This is a genomic window from Pollutimonas thiosulfatoxidans (assembly GCF_004022565.1).
Taxonomy (GTDB): domain Bacteria; phylum Pseudomonadota; class Gammaproteobacteria; order Burkholderiales; family Burkholderiaceae_B; genus Pusillimonas_D; species Pusillimonas_D thiosulfatoxidans.
Genome location: NZ_CP022987.1, coordinates 3,013,372 through 3,024,744 on the forward strand (window position 1 = coordinate 3,013,372; position 11,373 = coordinate 3,024,744).

At 57.9% G+C, this 11,373-nt stretch carries 19 protein-coding genes; all 19 read left to right on the top strand.

Going from position 1 to position 11,373, the window contains the following annotated elements:
• Position 1: 1 nt before the first annotated feature.
• Positions 2-322, top strand: a complete 321-nt coding sequence (gene rplX, locus CKA81_RS14630; RefSeq protein ID WP_128355948.1) for a 50S ribosomal protein L24 — start codon at positions 2-4, stop codon at positions 320-322.
• A gap of 12 nt (positions 323-334) precedes the next feature.
• On the top strand, positions 335-874 hold the full coding sequence (rplE, locus tag CKA81_RS14635; protein WP_128355949.1) for a 50S ribosomal protein L5: 540 nt from the start codon (positions 335-337) through the stop codon (positions 872-874).
• 11 nt (positions 875-885) lie between these two features.
• A complete protein-coding gene (gene rpsN, locus CKA81_RS14640; protein ID WP_128355950.1) occupies positions 886-1,191 on the top strand; it encodes a 30S ribosomal protein S14 in 306 nt (101 codons plus the stop codon).
• Positions 1,192-1,202: 11 nt separating this feature from the next.
• Positions 1,203-1,598 (top strand): 30S ribosomal protein S8, encoded by a 396-nt coding sequence (gene rpsH, locus CKA81_RS14645; protein WP_128355951.1) that lies wholly within the window; start codon positions 1,203-1,205, stop codon positions 1,596-1,598.
• A 10-nt stretch (positions 1,599-1,608) separates the two neighbouring features.
• Positions 1,609-2,142 carry a 50S ribosomal protein L6 gene (gene rplF, locus CKA81_RS14650; protein ID WP_128355952.1) on the top strand — a complete coding sequence of 178 codons (534 nt, stop codon included), beginning with the start codon at positions 1,609-1,611 and terminating at the stop codon, positions 2,140-2,142.
• Positions 2,143-2,163: 21 nt separating this feature from the next.
• The gene (rplR, locus tag CKA81_RS14655; protein WP_128355953.1) at positions 2,164-2,529 is read left to right on the top strand and encodes a 50S ribosomal protein L18; all 366 of its coding nucleotides are present in this window, start codon (positions 2,164-2,166) and stop codon (positions 2,527-2,529) included.
• Between the two features lie 15 nt (positions 2,530-2,544).
• Complete coding sequence (gene rpsE, locus CKA81_RS14660) at positions 2,545-3,066, top strand: 30S ribosomal protein S5 (RefSeq protein ID WP_128355954.1); 522 nt, start codon at positions 2,545-2,547, stop codon at positions 3,064-3,066.
• 3 nt (positions 3,067-3,069) lie between these two features.
• Positions 3,070-3,255 (top strand): 50S ribosomal protein L30, encoded by a 186-nt coding sequence (gene rpmD / locus CKA81_RS14665; RefSeq protein ID WP_128355955.1) that lies wholly within the window; start codon positions 3,070-3,072, stop codon positions 3,253-3,255.
• Positions 3,256-3,266: 11 nt separating this feature from the next.
• Positions 3,267-3,707 carry a 50S ribosomal protein L15 gene (gene rplO, locus CKA81_RS14670; protein ID WP_128355956.1) on the top strand — a complete coding sequence of 147 codons (441 nt, stop codon included), beginning with the start codon at positions 3,267-3,269 and terminating at the stop codon, positions 3,705-3,707.
• Between the two features lie 9 nt (positions 3,708-3,716).
• Positions 3,717-5,042, top strand: coding sequence for a preprotein translocase subunit SecY (secY, locus tag CKA81_RS14675; RefSeq protein WP_128355957.1), 1,326 nt, complete (start codon positions 3,717-3,719; stop codon positions 5,040-5,042).
• Between the two features lie 5 nt (positions 5,043-5,047).
• Positions 5,048-5,266: a translation initiation factor IF-1 gene (infA, locus tag CKA81_RS14680; RefSeq protein WP_014752489.1), complete on the top strand. Its 219-nt coding sequence runs from the start codon at positions 5,048-5,050 to the stop codon at positions 5,264-5,266.
• 31 nt (positions 5,267-5,297) lie between these two features.
• Positions 5,298-5,411 (top strand): 50S ribosomal protein L36, encoded by a 114-nt coding sequence (gene rpmJ / locus CKA81_RS14685; protein WP_026349781.1) that lies wholly within the window; start codon positions 5,298-5,300, stop codon positions 5,409-5,411.
• Positions 5,412-5,444: 33 nt separating this feature from the next.
• The gene (rpsM, locus tag CKA81_RS14690) at positions 5,445-5,810 is read left to right on the top strand and encodes a 30S ribosomal protein S13 (protein WP_073104496.1); all 366 of its coding nucleotides are present in this window, start codon (positions 5,445-5,447) and stop codon (positions 5,808-5,810) included.
• A 13-nt stretch (positions 5,811-5,823) separates the two neighbouring features.
• Positions 5,824-6,225: a 30S ribosomal protein S11 gene (rpsK, locus tag CKA81_RS14695; protein WP_128355958.1), complete on the top strand. Its 402-nt coding sequence runs from the start codon at positions 5,824-5,826 to the stop codon at positions 6,223-6,225.
• An 11-nt stretch (positions 6,226-6,236) separates the two neighbouring features.
• The gene (rpsD, locus tag CKA81_RS14700; protein WP_128355959.1) at positions 6,237-6,860 is read left to right on the top strand and encodes a 30S ribosomal protein S4; all 624 of its coding nucleotides are present in this window, start codon (positions 6,237-6,239) and stop codon (positions 6,858-6,860) included.
• Between the two features lie 150 nt (positions 6,861-7,010).
• The gene (locus CKA81_RS14705; protein ID WP_128355960.1) at positions 7,011-8,000 is read left to right on the top strand and encodes a DNA-directed RNA polymerase subunit alpha; all 990 of its coding nucleotides are present in this window, start codon (positions 7,011-7,013) and stop codon (positions 7,998-8,000) included.
• 110 nt (positions 8,001-8,110) lie between these two features.
• Positions 8,111-8,497, top strand: coding sequence for a 50S ribosomal protein L17 (rplQ, locus tag CKA81_RS14710; protein ID WP_128355961.1), 387 nt, complete (start codon positions 8,111-8,113; stop codon positions 8,495-8,497).
• Positions 8,498-8,710: 213 nt separating this feature from the next.
• A complete protein-coding gene (gene cutA / locus CKA81_RS14715; RefSeq protein WP_237183425.1) occupies positions 8,711-8,998 on the top strand; it encodes a divalent-cation tolerance protein CutA in 288 nt (95 codons plus the stop codon).
• Positions 8,999-9,042: 44 nt separating this feature from the next.
• Complete coding sequence (dsbD, locus tag CKA81_RS14720; RefSeq protein ID WP_128355963.1) at positions 9,043-11,028, top strand: protein-disulfide reductase DsbD; 1,986 nt, start codon at positions 9,043-9,045, stop codon at positions 11,026-11,028.
• The last annotated feature ends 345 nt before the right edge of the window (positions 11,029-11,373 follow it).

An 11,373-nucleotide genomic window follows, 5' to 3' on the forward strand; every position in this document is an offset into this window, starting at 1 on the left:
CATGGAAAAAATCCGTAAAGGCGACGAAGTCGTCATTCTCACAGGCCGCGACAAAAAGCGCCGTGGCACCGTACTGAAGCGCGTTGACGCCGACCACGTACTCGTTGAAGGCATCAATGTCGTCAAGAAGCACGTGAAAGCCAATCCGATGGCCGGTACGCAAGGCGGCATTATCGACAAGACCATGCCCATCCACATTTCCAATGTGGCGCTGTTCAATCCAGAATCCGGCAAGGCTGATCGCGTCGGTATCCAGGTCATTGACGGCAGCAAGGTCCGTGTATTCCGTTCCAGCGGCGCAGTCGTTGGCGCCAAGGCTTAAGGGGCGAAGAACATGGCTCGTTTACAAGAGTTTTACCGCAGTAAGGTCATGGCCGACCTGCAAGAAAAATTCGGCTACAAAAGCATCATGCAAGTGCCGCGCATCACCAAGATCACCCTGAATATGGGTGTGTCTGAAGCGGTTGCCGACAAGAAAGTCATCGAGCACGCTGTCTCCGATCTCACCAAGATCTCAGGCCAGAAGCCGGTTGTCACGAAAACCAAGAAGGCCATCGCGGGCTTCAAGATCCGTGAAGACTACCCAATTGGTTGCATGGTGACTTTGCGCGGTCGCCGCATGTACGAATTTTTGGACCGCCTGGTCGCCGTGGCATTGCCGCGCGTTCGCGACTTCCGTGGTATTTCAGGTCGTGCATTCGACGGACGTGGCAACTACAACATCGGGGTTAAAGAGCAGCTTATTTTCCCTGAAATCGAATACGACAAAATCGACGCCGTACGTGGGATGAACATCAGCATCATCACGACAGCCAAGACCGACGACGAAGCCAAGGCGCTGCTTACAGCGTTCAGCTTCCCGTTTCGCAACTAAGGGGCGATGACGTGGCAAAACTTTCACTCATCAATCGCGATATCAAACGCGCCAAGCTGGCAGACAAATATGCACCCAAGCGTGCAGCACTGAAGGCGATCATCGACGATCAGTCCAAGACTGACGAAGAACGCTATCAGGCTCGCTTGCAGTTGCAGCAACTGCCGCGTAATGCCAACCCGACCCGCCAACGCAATCGTTGCGTAGTCACCGGTCGTTCGCGTGGCGTATACAGCCAGTTCGGTCTCACTCGTCACAAGCTGCGCGAAATGGCGCTGCGTGGCGAGGTGCCGGGCATGATCAAAGCCAGCTGGTAGGAGAATTACACATGAGCATGAGCGATCCCATCGCCGACATGTTGACCCGGGTGCGCAATGCGCAACAAGTCAACAAGACTTCGGTAAGCATGCCCTCCTCGAAGCTTAAGGCAGCCATTGCTGCCGTGCTGAAAGACGAAGGCTATATCGACAGTTTCCAGATCACCGGTGACAAGGTTAAACCTGTCCTCGAGATCACCCTGAAGTACTACGCCGGCCGTCCGGTCATCGAGCGCATCGACCGCGTCTCGCGCCCAGGGCTGCGTATCTACAAGGGCAGCAAAGCCATTCCTCAGGTCATGAATGGCCTGGGTGTGGCCATCGTGTCGACGCCACGTGGTGTCATGACCGATCGCAAGGCACGCGCCAACGGCGTGGGCGGCGAAGTACTCTGCTACGTGGCATAAGGAGAATCATATGTCACGTATTGCTAAGTACCCCGTTCCCGTCCCCAAAGGCGTAGAGGCGGCCATCAGCGCAAGTCAGATTTCCGTCAAAGGACCTCTGGGCACGCTGACCCAAGACCTCTCCACTGATGTGCTGGTTCGCCAGGAAGACGGCCAACTAACGTTTGACGTTGCCAACGATTCCCGCCAGGCCAAGGCCATGTCGGGCACGATGCGCGCCCTGGTTGCCAATATGGTTACCGGCGTCAGCACGGGCTTCGAGCGTCGGCTTAATCTGGTGGGCGTAGGTTTCCGTGCGCAAGTCCAGGGCGACGCCCTGAAGTTGCAGCTTGGTTTCTCGCATGACATCGTTCACAGCATGCCAGCGGGCATCAAGGTCGAGTGCCCCACTCAGACCGAGATCGTCATCAAGGGTTCCAACAAGCAGGTTGTTGGTCAAGTGGCTGCTGAAATCCGCGCCTATCGCGAACCCGAACCCTACAAGGGCAAGGGCGTGCGTTACGCCGGTGAACGCGTCATCATGAAAGAAACCAAGAAAAAATAAGCGCGCAGGCAAGGACGAATTATGGACAAGAAAATCTCCCGTTTGCGTCGTGCAGTTTCGACTCGTCGGAAAATCTCCGAGCTGCGTGTACATCGCCTCTCGGTATACCGCTCGAATCTGCATATATACGCGAACATCATTTCGCCGGAAGGCGATCGTGTGCTCGTCAGCGCTTCCACGCTCGAGCCAGAAGTGCGCAAAGAGCTGGCCAGCCAGAACGCCAACGGCGGCAATGCTGCTGCCGCAGGCCTGGTAGGCAAGCGCGTAGCCGAAAAAGCAAAGGCTGCCGGTATCGAGCTGGTTGCATTTGATCGTTCGGGCTTCCGTTATCATGGCCGCGTGAAAGCGCTGGCCGACGCCGCGCGTGAAGCCGGCTTGAAGTTCTAAGCAAGGAATTGTCAAATGGCTAAAGCACAAGGCAGGCAAGCCGCCGAGAAAGAAAGCGACGACGGCCTGCGTGAAAAAATGATAGCGGTCAATCGCGTCAGCAAAGTGGTCAAGGGTGGTCGCACCATGAGCTTTGCAGCGCTGACCGTGGTTGGCGATGGCGATGGCCGTATCGGCATGGGCAAGGGCAAGGCCCGCGAAGTGCCGGTCGCTGTACAGAAAGCAATGGAACAGGCTCGCCGTGGTCTGGTGAAGGTCGCCCTTAAAAACGGCACCCTGCACCACACTGTTGTTGGCAAGCATGGCGCCTCCAGCGTCCTTATTTCGCCTGCAGCTGAAGGTACTGGCGTTATCGCCGGCGGCCCGATGCGCGCTATTTTCGAAGTAATGGGCGTACGTAACGTGGTTGCCAAAAGCCTGGGCTCAAGCAATCCCTACAATCTGGTCCGCGCAACGCTGAACGGCTTGCGTGCCTGCTCGACTCCTGCCGAAATCGCTGCCAAGCGCGGCAAGTCGGTAGAAGATATTCTGGGGTAAGTCATGGCACAGAAAGAAATTAAAGTTACTCTCGTGCGCTCCGTTATCGGCACCAAGGAATCCCACCGCGCGACCGTTCGCGGTCTGGGCTTGCGCCGAATCAACAGCAGCCGCGTGTTGGTCGATACACCCGAGGTGCGTGGGATGATCCGTAAAGTGGATTACCTCGTCACCGTCTCGGAAGCCTGAAAGGAATCGGGATGTCAGAAACTCAACTCAATACGCTACAACCGGCCGAGGGCAGCAAACGCGCCCGCCGCCGTGTCGGGCGCGGCATAGGCTCAGGCTTTGGCAAAACAGCCGGCCGTGGTCACAAGGGTCAGAAGTCGCGTACCGGCGGCTTCCACAAGGTTGGCTTTGAAGGCGGTCAAATGCCTTTGCAGCGTCGCCTGCCCAAGCGTGGCTTTACCGCCATGAACCAGCATTTGTCGGCTGAAATCCGTTTGTCCGACCTTCAGCGTCTGCCCGTCGACGAAATCGACGTCCAGGTGCTCAAGCAAGCGGGCATCGTGGGCCAGGCCGTCCGTTACGCCAAGGTCATCAAGTCTGGCGAGCTCTCGCGCAAGGTCATCCTGAAAGGGATCGCTGCGACTGCTGGCGCAAAGGCTGCAATCGAAGCCGCTGGCGGCTCGCTGGCTTAAGGGGCAACGGTGGCTAAAGCGCAGGCACAGAGTAAATCGGGATCCAAGTACGGCGACTTGAAACGCCGTATTGTGTTCCTGGTTCTCGCCCTGGTGGTCTATCGGTTAGGAACCCACATTCCTGTGCCCGGCATCAATCCGGACGCCTTGGCCGAAATGTTCCAACAGAACCAAAGCGGTATCCTGGGTCTGTTCAACATGTTTTCGGGCGGCGCCCTGGAGCGGTTCTCGGTGTTCGCACTGGGTATCATGCCCTACATTTCCGCATCCATCATTATGCAGTTGATGGCTGTGGTGGTGCCCACGCTTGAAGCGATCAAGAAAGAAGGCGAGTCCGGTCGCCGCAAGATCACGCAGTACACGCGCTACGGCACGGTGTTCCTTGCGTTGATCCAGGCGGTAGGCATTTCGGTCGCGCTGGAATCGCAGCCAGGCCTGGCCATCGATCCGGGCATGTTGTTCCGGTTCACGACAGTGGTAACCCTGGTTACCGGCACCATATTCATTATGTGGCTGGGCGAACAGATTACCGAACGTGGGCTGGGCAATGGGATATCCATCCTGATTTTCGCAGGCATTGTGGCGGGTCTGCCCAGTGCGCTGGCCGGGATGCTCGATCTGGTTCGTACCGACGCGATGTCGATACTTTCCGCGATCTTCATCTTCCTGCTGGTCATTGCGGTAACGTACTTTGTCGTGTTCGTTGAACGCGGACAGCGTCGTATTACCGTCAATTACGCGAAGCGCCAGGTTGGCAACAAGGTCTATGGCGGTCAAAGCTCGCATTTGCCGCTGAAGCTGAACATGTCCGGTGTGATTCCGCCCATTTTCGCTTCGTCGATCATCTTGCTGCCCGCAACGGTTACCAGCTGGTTCTCCAGCAATCCCGACATGCGTTGGTTGGGTGATCTTGCGGCAGCGCTGTCGCCGGGCCAGCCCCTGTACATTACGTTGTACGCGGCTCTTATCATCTTCTTTTGCTTTTTCTATACGGCATTGGTGTTCAACAGTCGAGAAACAGCAGATAACCTGAAAAAGAGCGGTGCGTTCGTTCCGGGTATCCGGCCAGGTGAGCAAACGTCGCGTTACGTCGACAAGATCCTGATGCGGCTTACCCTGGCAGGCGCCATCTACATCACGCTGGTGTGCTTATTGCCCGAGCTGATGCAGGCACGCTGGAATGTACCGTTTTATTTTGGTGGCACTTCTCTGTTAATTATCGTGGTGGTGACCATGGACTTCATGGCACAGGCGCAGGCTTACCTGATGTCACACCAGTACGACTCGCTGCTCAAGAAGGCGAACTTCAAGGGTGCGGGAATGCCAATGCGGTAACGAGAATGGCAAAAGACGACGTCATACAAATGCAAGGAGAGGTCGTAGAAAACCTCCCCAACGCAACTTTTCGCGTCAAGCTGGAAAATGGCCACGTGGTGTTAGGCCACATCTCGGGCAAGATGCGTATGCATTACATCCGGATTCTGCCGGGTGACAAGGTCACAGTGGAGCTCACGCCCTATGACCTGTCCAGGGCCAGAATTGTCTTCCGCTCTAAATAAGCGGCCGGTTAAAGGAAACTAGGAGTCAACCATGAAGGTAATGGCATCGGTAAAGCGGATCTGCCGCCACTGCAAGATCATTAAACGTCACGGCGTGGTGCGTGTTATTTGCACCGACCCACGTCATAAGCAACGCCAGGGCTAACGCCAGGCGTAACGGAATTAACAAGGAACAGTCATGGCCCGTATTGCTGGCATCAACATTCCGCCGCATCAACACGCCGAAATCGGACTTACCGCGATTTTTGGTATTGGTCGTACCCGGGCTCGCAAGATTTGCGAAGCATCCGGTATCGAGCTTTCCAAGAAAGTGAAAGATCTGACTGACGCCGAACTCGAGCGTATCCGCGAACACGTTGGCGTGTTCACGGTAGAAGGTGATTTGCGTCGCGAAGTACAACTGTCGATCAAGCGTCTGATCGATCTGGGAACTTACCGGGGCATGCGCCACAAGCGTGGCCTGCCTGTACGTGGTCAACGCACCCGTACCAACGCCCGCACCCGTAAAGGGCCGCGTCGCGCTGCTGCTTCTCTGAAGAAATAATCGAGGATAGAAGATGGCGAAAGCATCCACCAGCGGCGCATCGCGCGTACGCAAAAAAGTCAAGAAGAGCGTATCGGACGGCATTGCGCACGTTCATGCGTCCTTCAATAACACCATCATCACCATCACCGATCGCCAGGGCAATGCCTTGTCGTGGGCGACATCGGGTGGTGCGGGTTTCAAGGGCTCGCGCAAGTCGACGCCGTTCGCTGCTCAGGTTGCAGCCGAGTCGGCCGGGCGCATCGCGCTGGAATACGGTATCAAGACATTGGAAGTTCGCATCAAGGGCCCCGGTCCTGGCCGCGAGTCGTCCGTGCGTGCACTGAATGCACTGGGTATCAAAATTTCCAGCATTTCAGACATCACGCCGGTGCCGCATAATGGCTGCCGTCCGCCCAAGCGTCGTCGCATCTAAGGGGAAGCATCTTGGCACGTTATATTGGACCTAAATGCAAGCTCTCGCGTCGCGAGGGTACGGATTTGTTTTTAAAGAGCGCACGCCGCTCGCTCGACTCGAAGTGCAAACTCGAGTCCAAGCCTGGTCAGCACGGTCGCACCTCGGGTGCACGCACCTCCGACTTTGGCCTGCAGCTGCGCGAGAAGCAAAAGCTCAAGCGCATGTACGGCGTATTGGAAAAGCAATTCCACAAGTACTTTGTTGAAGCCGAGCGTCGCCGTGGCAACACAGGCGAGACCCTGATTCAACTGTTGGAATCGCGTCTGGACAACGTCGTGTATCGCATGGGCTTTGGCTCGACGCGCGCCGAGGCACGCCAGTTGGTCAACCACCGCTCGATCGAACTGAACGGCCACACGGCCGATATCGCTTCCATGCTGGTCAAGGCTGGCGACGTCGTTTCGATTCGTGAAAAGGCGAAATCGCAACTGCGTATCCGTGAAGCGCTTGACCTGGCTACCGGCCAGGGCTTGCCACAGTGGGTCGAAGTCGACACCAACAAGCTTACCGGCACGTTCAAGCAGGTTCCTGACCGCGCTGATGTCGCTCGCGATGTCAACGAGTCCATGGTTGTGGAATTGTATTCGCGCTAATGCTGTTTGCAGTATTGCGTTAGGTCGCAACAGCCCACTGTCCGGTCCAGGCCGGAAAGTGGGCTTTGCGATGAAATCCGCCGGCCGATCGCCGGCTAGTTCGTCAGCCTTATCGGTGTAACGAGCCGAGGGTATTGAAAAGGAACAATCATGTCGTCACAAGGTTTTTTGAAGCCCCGTTCTATCGAAGTCGAACCCGTAGGCAAGAATCACGCCAAAGTCGTGATGGAGCCTTTCGAGCGCGGCTATGGTCACACGCTGGGTAACGCACTGCGTCGCATCCTGCTGTCGTCCATGAACGGCTATGCGCCCACTGAAGTGCAAATGACTGGCGTCGTTCACGAGTACTCCACGATAGCCGGCGTGCGCGAAGACGTCGTCGACGTGCTGCTGAACCTGAAGGGTGTGGTGTTCAAGCTGCACAATCGCGAAGAAGTCACACTGGTGCTGCGCAAGCAAGGCCAGGGTGTGGTGCTGGCAAGCGACATCGAACTGCCGCACGACGTGGAAATCATCAATCCCGATCACCTTATTGCTACGCTGACTGAAGCGGGCAAGCTGGAAATGCAGATCAAGGTAGAGCAAGGCCGCGGCTATGTGCCAGGCAACGTGCGCGCCTTGTCTGACGATCGCACCCATACCATAGGTCGCATTTTGCTGGACGCCTCCTACAGCCCCGTGCGTCGTGTCAGCTATGCCGTAGAAAGCGCTCGTGTTGAACAGCGTACCGACCTGGACAAGCTGGTGCTGGACATCGAAACCAACGGTGTCATTTCGCCTGAAGAAGCGGTGCGCCAATCGGCCCGCATCCTGATGGACCAGATTTCGGTGTTTGCCGCCCTTGAAGGCGCAGGCGACGCATACGACAGCGCCCCAACGCGCGGTGCTCCGCAAATCGACCCGGTGCTGTTGCGCCCTGTGGACGATCTGGAGCTTACCGTTCGTTCGGCCAACTGCCTGAAGGCCGAGAACATCTACTACATCGGCGACCTGATCCAGCGCACCGAGAACGAGTTGCTCAAGACGCCTAACCTGGGTCGCAAGTCGCTCAACGAAATCAAGGAAGTTCTGGCCGCACGCGGTTTGACCTTGGGCATGAAGCTCGAGAACTGGCCGCCCCTGGGTCTGGAACGTCCGTAATATTCAAGTTGTTTTATGTTGCACCCACCCGGCCCGCAGCCTAGCTGATAGAAGAGCCGGTTAACCAACGGAAGATTGTCTTCCGTTTAATCAGATTCAAAGGAATTATCATGCGTCACCGTAGTGGCCTGCGTAAATTAAATCGCACCAGCAGTCACCGTCTTGCCATGTTCCGCAACATGGCTGTTTCGTTGCTTACGCACGAAGCCATCAAAACCACCCTGCCCAAAGCAAAAGAGCTGCGCCGCGTCGTCGAGCCGCTGATCACGCTGGGCAAAGAGCCTACCCTGGCCAACAAGCGCCTGGCTTTCGCCCGCCTGCGCGACCGCGATGCGGTTGTGAAGTTGTTTGGCGAGATCGGCCCGCGCTACAAAGAGCGCAACGGCGGTTATACCCGTGTATTGAAAATGGGTTTCCGTCAAGGCGACAACGCTCCGATGGCATTCATGGAGCTGGTTGACCGTCCTGAAGTTGAAGTCGAAGCCGAAGCCGAGTAAGCAGCAAGCTGGGCTTAGCCTGAAAGCGGACCTTCGGGTCCGTTTTTTTTGGGCAAGGTTCTATAGCGGTAAAATGAGGTACGCCCAGCCATTGTATGGAAGCCCATGAGCGACGCCACTCCCGATACCGACTCCACCGCCAGCCGATCGCAAGCAGCGCCCATTACCGACGCCTGCGATGTGGTGCTGATTCTATCCAATGCGCCGGATCTCATGCTGGCAAAGCGCATCGCTCATATACTGGTCGAAGAGCATTACGCGGCTTGTGTGAACCTGGGGCCTGCGGGACTGTCCATGTATATGTGGCAAGGCAGCCTGGAAGGTGCCGACGAAATCCCCATCACCATCAAGACGACGGCCGCACGGGCACCAGCGGTCATGGAAAAACTTGCGCAACTGCATCCCTACGAGGTGCCCGAGATGCTGGTGTTGCCGGCAGTGGGCGGGTCAGCAAGCTATATCGAGTGGGTGCGCATGCAAGTGACGCCTGGTGAGGCTTAGGGCGCGCACTACGGTGTCCGCTAGAACGTATTAAAGGGAATTGAATGCAGTATGGATGGCCGGCGGGCAAGAGAACGCGTGCCATGGCGGTGTTCGCCTTGCTTAGATCCTTGATGGTTCTGACCGCCGCATTGCTGGCCGCGTTGTCGCTACAAGTGGGTACCGCTTTTGCCGACGAAGAGTTCCTGGACCCGGACCTGGCATTTGTGATGTCGGCGGCGATGACGGCACCCGACGAGCTAAGCATTCATTACAAGATCGCCCCCAAATACTATATGTACCGCGAGCGTTTCGAGGTGGCTGCCGCCCCCGAAACGGCTAGCCCCGTGCTGGGCGAGCTGGTCTTTCCGGCGGGTGTTGTCACTTATGATCCGACCTTCGACAAAGAGATGGAGGTCTATTACCACGCGGTCACCATGCGGCTGCGTCTGGCACGGGGCGACGCCCAACCCCTGACCCTGGCCATTACTGGTCAGGGCTGTGCGGATGCCGGCCTGTGCTATCCGCCCATGACACGCCATATTACGTTGACGCCTACCGGCGACGGCTATGCCGCCACCGGCCAGGGTGTGGTCGCCAGCGTGCCGGAACCACGTTCGCAGGACGCTGCCAGGGTGGCTGCGTCTGCGGCCCAGTCCGGGGATGCGGGGCTGGGGCAGGCGCTCAAGCTCAGCGATGTCGGGTTTGCCGATTACCTGGCCGACGCAGGCTGGCTGCAGGTGATCCTGCTTTGCTTGTTGCTGGGTCTGTTGCTGTCGTTCACTCCCTGCGTGCTGCCGATGGTGCCCATCCTGCTTGCCGTCCTCGCCGGCGATAAGGCCGGGGCCGGCAAGCCCTCGCGTATGCGCGGGTTCACTTTGGCCGCCACTTTCGTGCTGGGGATGTCTCTGGTCTACACCGCCCTGGGTATCGCCGCCGGCCTTATCGGCGCCAGCATGGCGATTTGGCTGCAGACGCCATGGGTGCTGGCCTTGTTTGCAGTGCTGCTGGCGCTCCTGGCGCTGGCGATGTTCGACGTCTTCACGGTGCAGGCTCCAGTCGGCATGCAGTCTGCCTTGAACGCCTGGATGGCGCGTATACCCGGCGGCCGCTATGGCGGCGTGTTTGTCATGGGCATGGTCTCGGCCTTGATCGTTGGGCCATGCATAGCCGCTCCATTGGCCGGTGTGCTGCTTTTCATTTCCCAAACCGGCGACGTCGTCCTGGGCGGTACTGCCTTGTTCGCGCTAGCCTGGGGCGAGGGCCTGCTGCTGCTGGTTGTGGGCGCTACATCGGGCTTGCTGCTGCCCAAGGCAGGCCCATGGATGGAAGGCGTCAAACGCCTGTTCGGCATCCTGCTGCTGGCCACGGCCTGGTGGATGGTCAATTCCATATTGCCGACATGGATCGTCATGCTGGGCTGGGCCGTCCTGGCGTTATGGAGCGCTGCAATGCTGGGTGCCTTCGAAGCCATAGGCGCTTCGGGCGGCACATCTCGTTATCTAGCCAAGGCTTTGGGCGTGCTGCTGGCAGTGTGGGCCACCGCACTGGTGGTTGGTGTTGCGGCAGGTAGCCGCGACTTGCTGCGGCCCCTGGCGCCTTTGATGATGCCGGCGATACAAGGTAGTGGAGCGAATGCGGGGCTGAACGCCACGGGTGCTGCCATAGCCGGCGATCCAGCCGAAGTGCGCGCCCGCTTTACTCAAGTCAGTTCGGTACAAGAGCTGGACCAGTTGCTGGCCAGCACGACGCGTCCCGTGATGCTAGATTTCTACGCTGACTGGTGTGTGTCGTGCATCGAGATGGAACGCTTTACTTTCAGCGAGCCAACCGTTGCCGGGCAGATGTCGCAGATGCTGCTTGTGCAGGCGGACGTGACGAACAATACCGAGGCTGATCGGGAATTGCTGAAGCGCTTCAGGTTGTTTGGGCCGCCGGGGATTGTTTTCTTTGATGCAGAAGGTCGGCTGATTGACGGGGCGCGTGTTGTGGGCTTTCAGAATGCTGGCGATTTTAGCGACGTGCTTGCTGCGGTTTTAAGCGGGCGTTGATCGTTAAACACGTGAGGCAGGCGCTGTGGGCCGGGTTGCCGGACACGGTGCCGGTTCGGCGCCCTGCGCGCCGAACAGCGCGTCGCCTTGCTCGTCCGCCCGTTCGGGCTACCTTCGCCTACGGCTCGCTCGGCCCCAAAGTCCGCAACCCGGCCCACAGCGCCTGCCTCACTGCATAATGGCTAAGCTACGGTCGCTGGGTCGGTCAGCGTGCTTGGCATGTTTAAGCGCCACCGTTCGTTGGAGAAGAGGCTTACACGCCGCCAAAATTTCGCCCCCTGCGGGCGAAATTTTGGCATTTGGGCTGATCTGTCATGAGGGTGTTTGCAACGCAATACTAGCTTC

What these genes read in the sequence shown, in the direction of transcription:
- infA (WP_014752489.1), top strand. Translation starts at nt 5,048, where the DNA reads ATGGCAAAAGACGACGTCATACAAATGCAAGGAGAGGTCGTAGAAAAC.
- rplF (WP_128355952.1), top strand. Translation starts at nt 1,609, where the DNA reads ATGTCACGTATTGCTAAGTACCCCGTTCCCGTCCCCAAAGGCGTAGAG.
- cutA (WP_237183425.1), top strand. Translation starts at nt 8,711, where the DNA reads ATGCTGGCAAAGCGCATCGCTCATATACTGGTCGAAGAGCATTACGCG.
- rpmJ (WP_026349781.1), top strand. Translation starts at nt 5,298, where the DNA reads ATGAAGGTAATGGCATCGGTAAAGCGGATCTGCCGCCACTGCAAGATC.
- rplX (WP_128355948.1), top strand. Translation starts at nt 2, where the DNA reads ATGGAAAAAATCCGTAAAGGCGACGAAGTCGTCATTCTCACAGGCCGC.
- rpsM (WP_073104496.1), top strand. Translation starts at nt 5,445, where the DNA reads ATGGCCCGTATTGCTGGCATCAACATTCCGCCGCATCAACACGCCGAA.
- rplQ (WP_128355961.1), top strand. Translation starts at nt 8,111, where the DNA reads ATGCGTCACCGTAGTGGCCTGCGTAAATTAAATCGCACCAGCAGTCAC.
- rplR (WP_128355953.1), top strand. Translation starts at nt 2,164, where the DNA reads ATGGACAAGAAAATCTCCCGTTTGCGTCGTGCAGTTTCGACTCGTCGG.
- rpmD (WP_128355955.1), top strand. Translation starts at nt 3,070, where the DNA reads ATGGCACAGAAAGAAATTAAAGTTACTCTCGTGCGCTCCGTTATCGGC.
- CKA81_RS14705 (WP_128355960.1), top strand. Translation starts at nt 7,011, where the DNA reads ATGTCGTCACAAGGTTTTTTGAAGCCCCGTTCTATCGAAGTCGAACCC.
- rplO (WP_128355956.1), top strand. Translation starts at nt 3,267, where the DNA reads ATGTCAGAAACTCAACTCAATACGCTACAACCGGCCGAGGGCAGCAAA.
- rpsH (WP_128355951.1), top strand. Translation starts at nt 1,203, where the DNA reads ATGAGCATGAGCGATCCCATCGCCGACATGTTGACCCGGGTGCGCAAT.
- rpsK (WP_128355958.1), top strand. Translation starts at nt 5,824, where the DNA reads ATGGCGAAAGCATCCACCAGCGGCGCATCGCGCGTACGCAAAAAAGTC.
- dsbD (WP_128355963.1), top strand. Translation starts at nt 9,043, where the DNA reads ATGCAGTATGGATGGCCGGCGGGCAAGAGAACGCGTGCCATGGCGGTG.
- rpsE (WP_128355954.1), top strand. Translation starts at nt 2,545, where the DNA reads ATGGCTAAAGCACAAGGCAGGCAAGCCGCCGAGAAAGAAAGCGACGAC.
- rplE (WP_128355949.1), top strand. Translation starts at nt 335, where the DNA reads ATGGCTCGTTTACAAGAGTTTTACCGCAGTAAGGTCATGGCCGACCTG.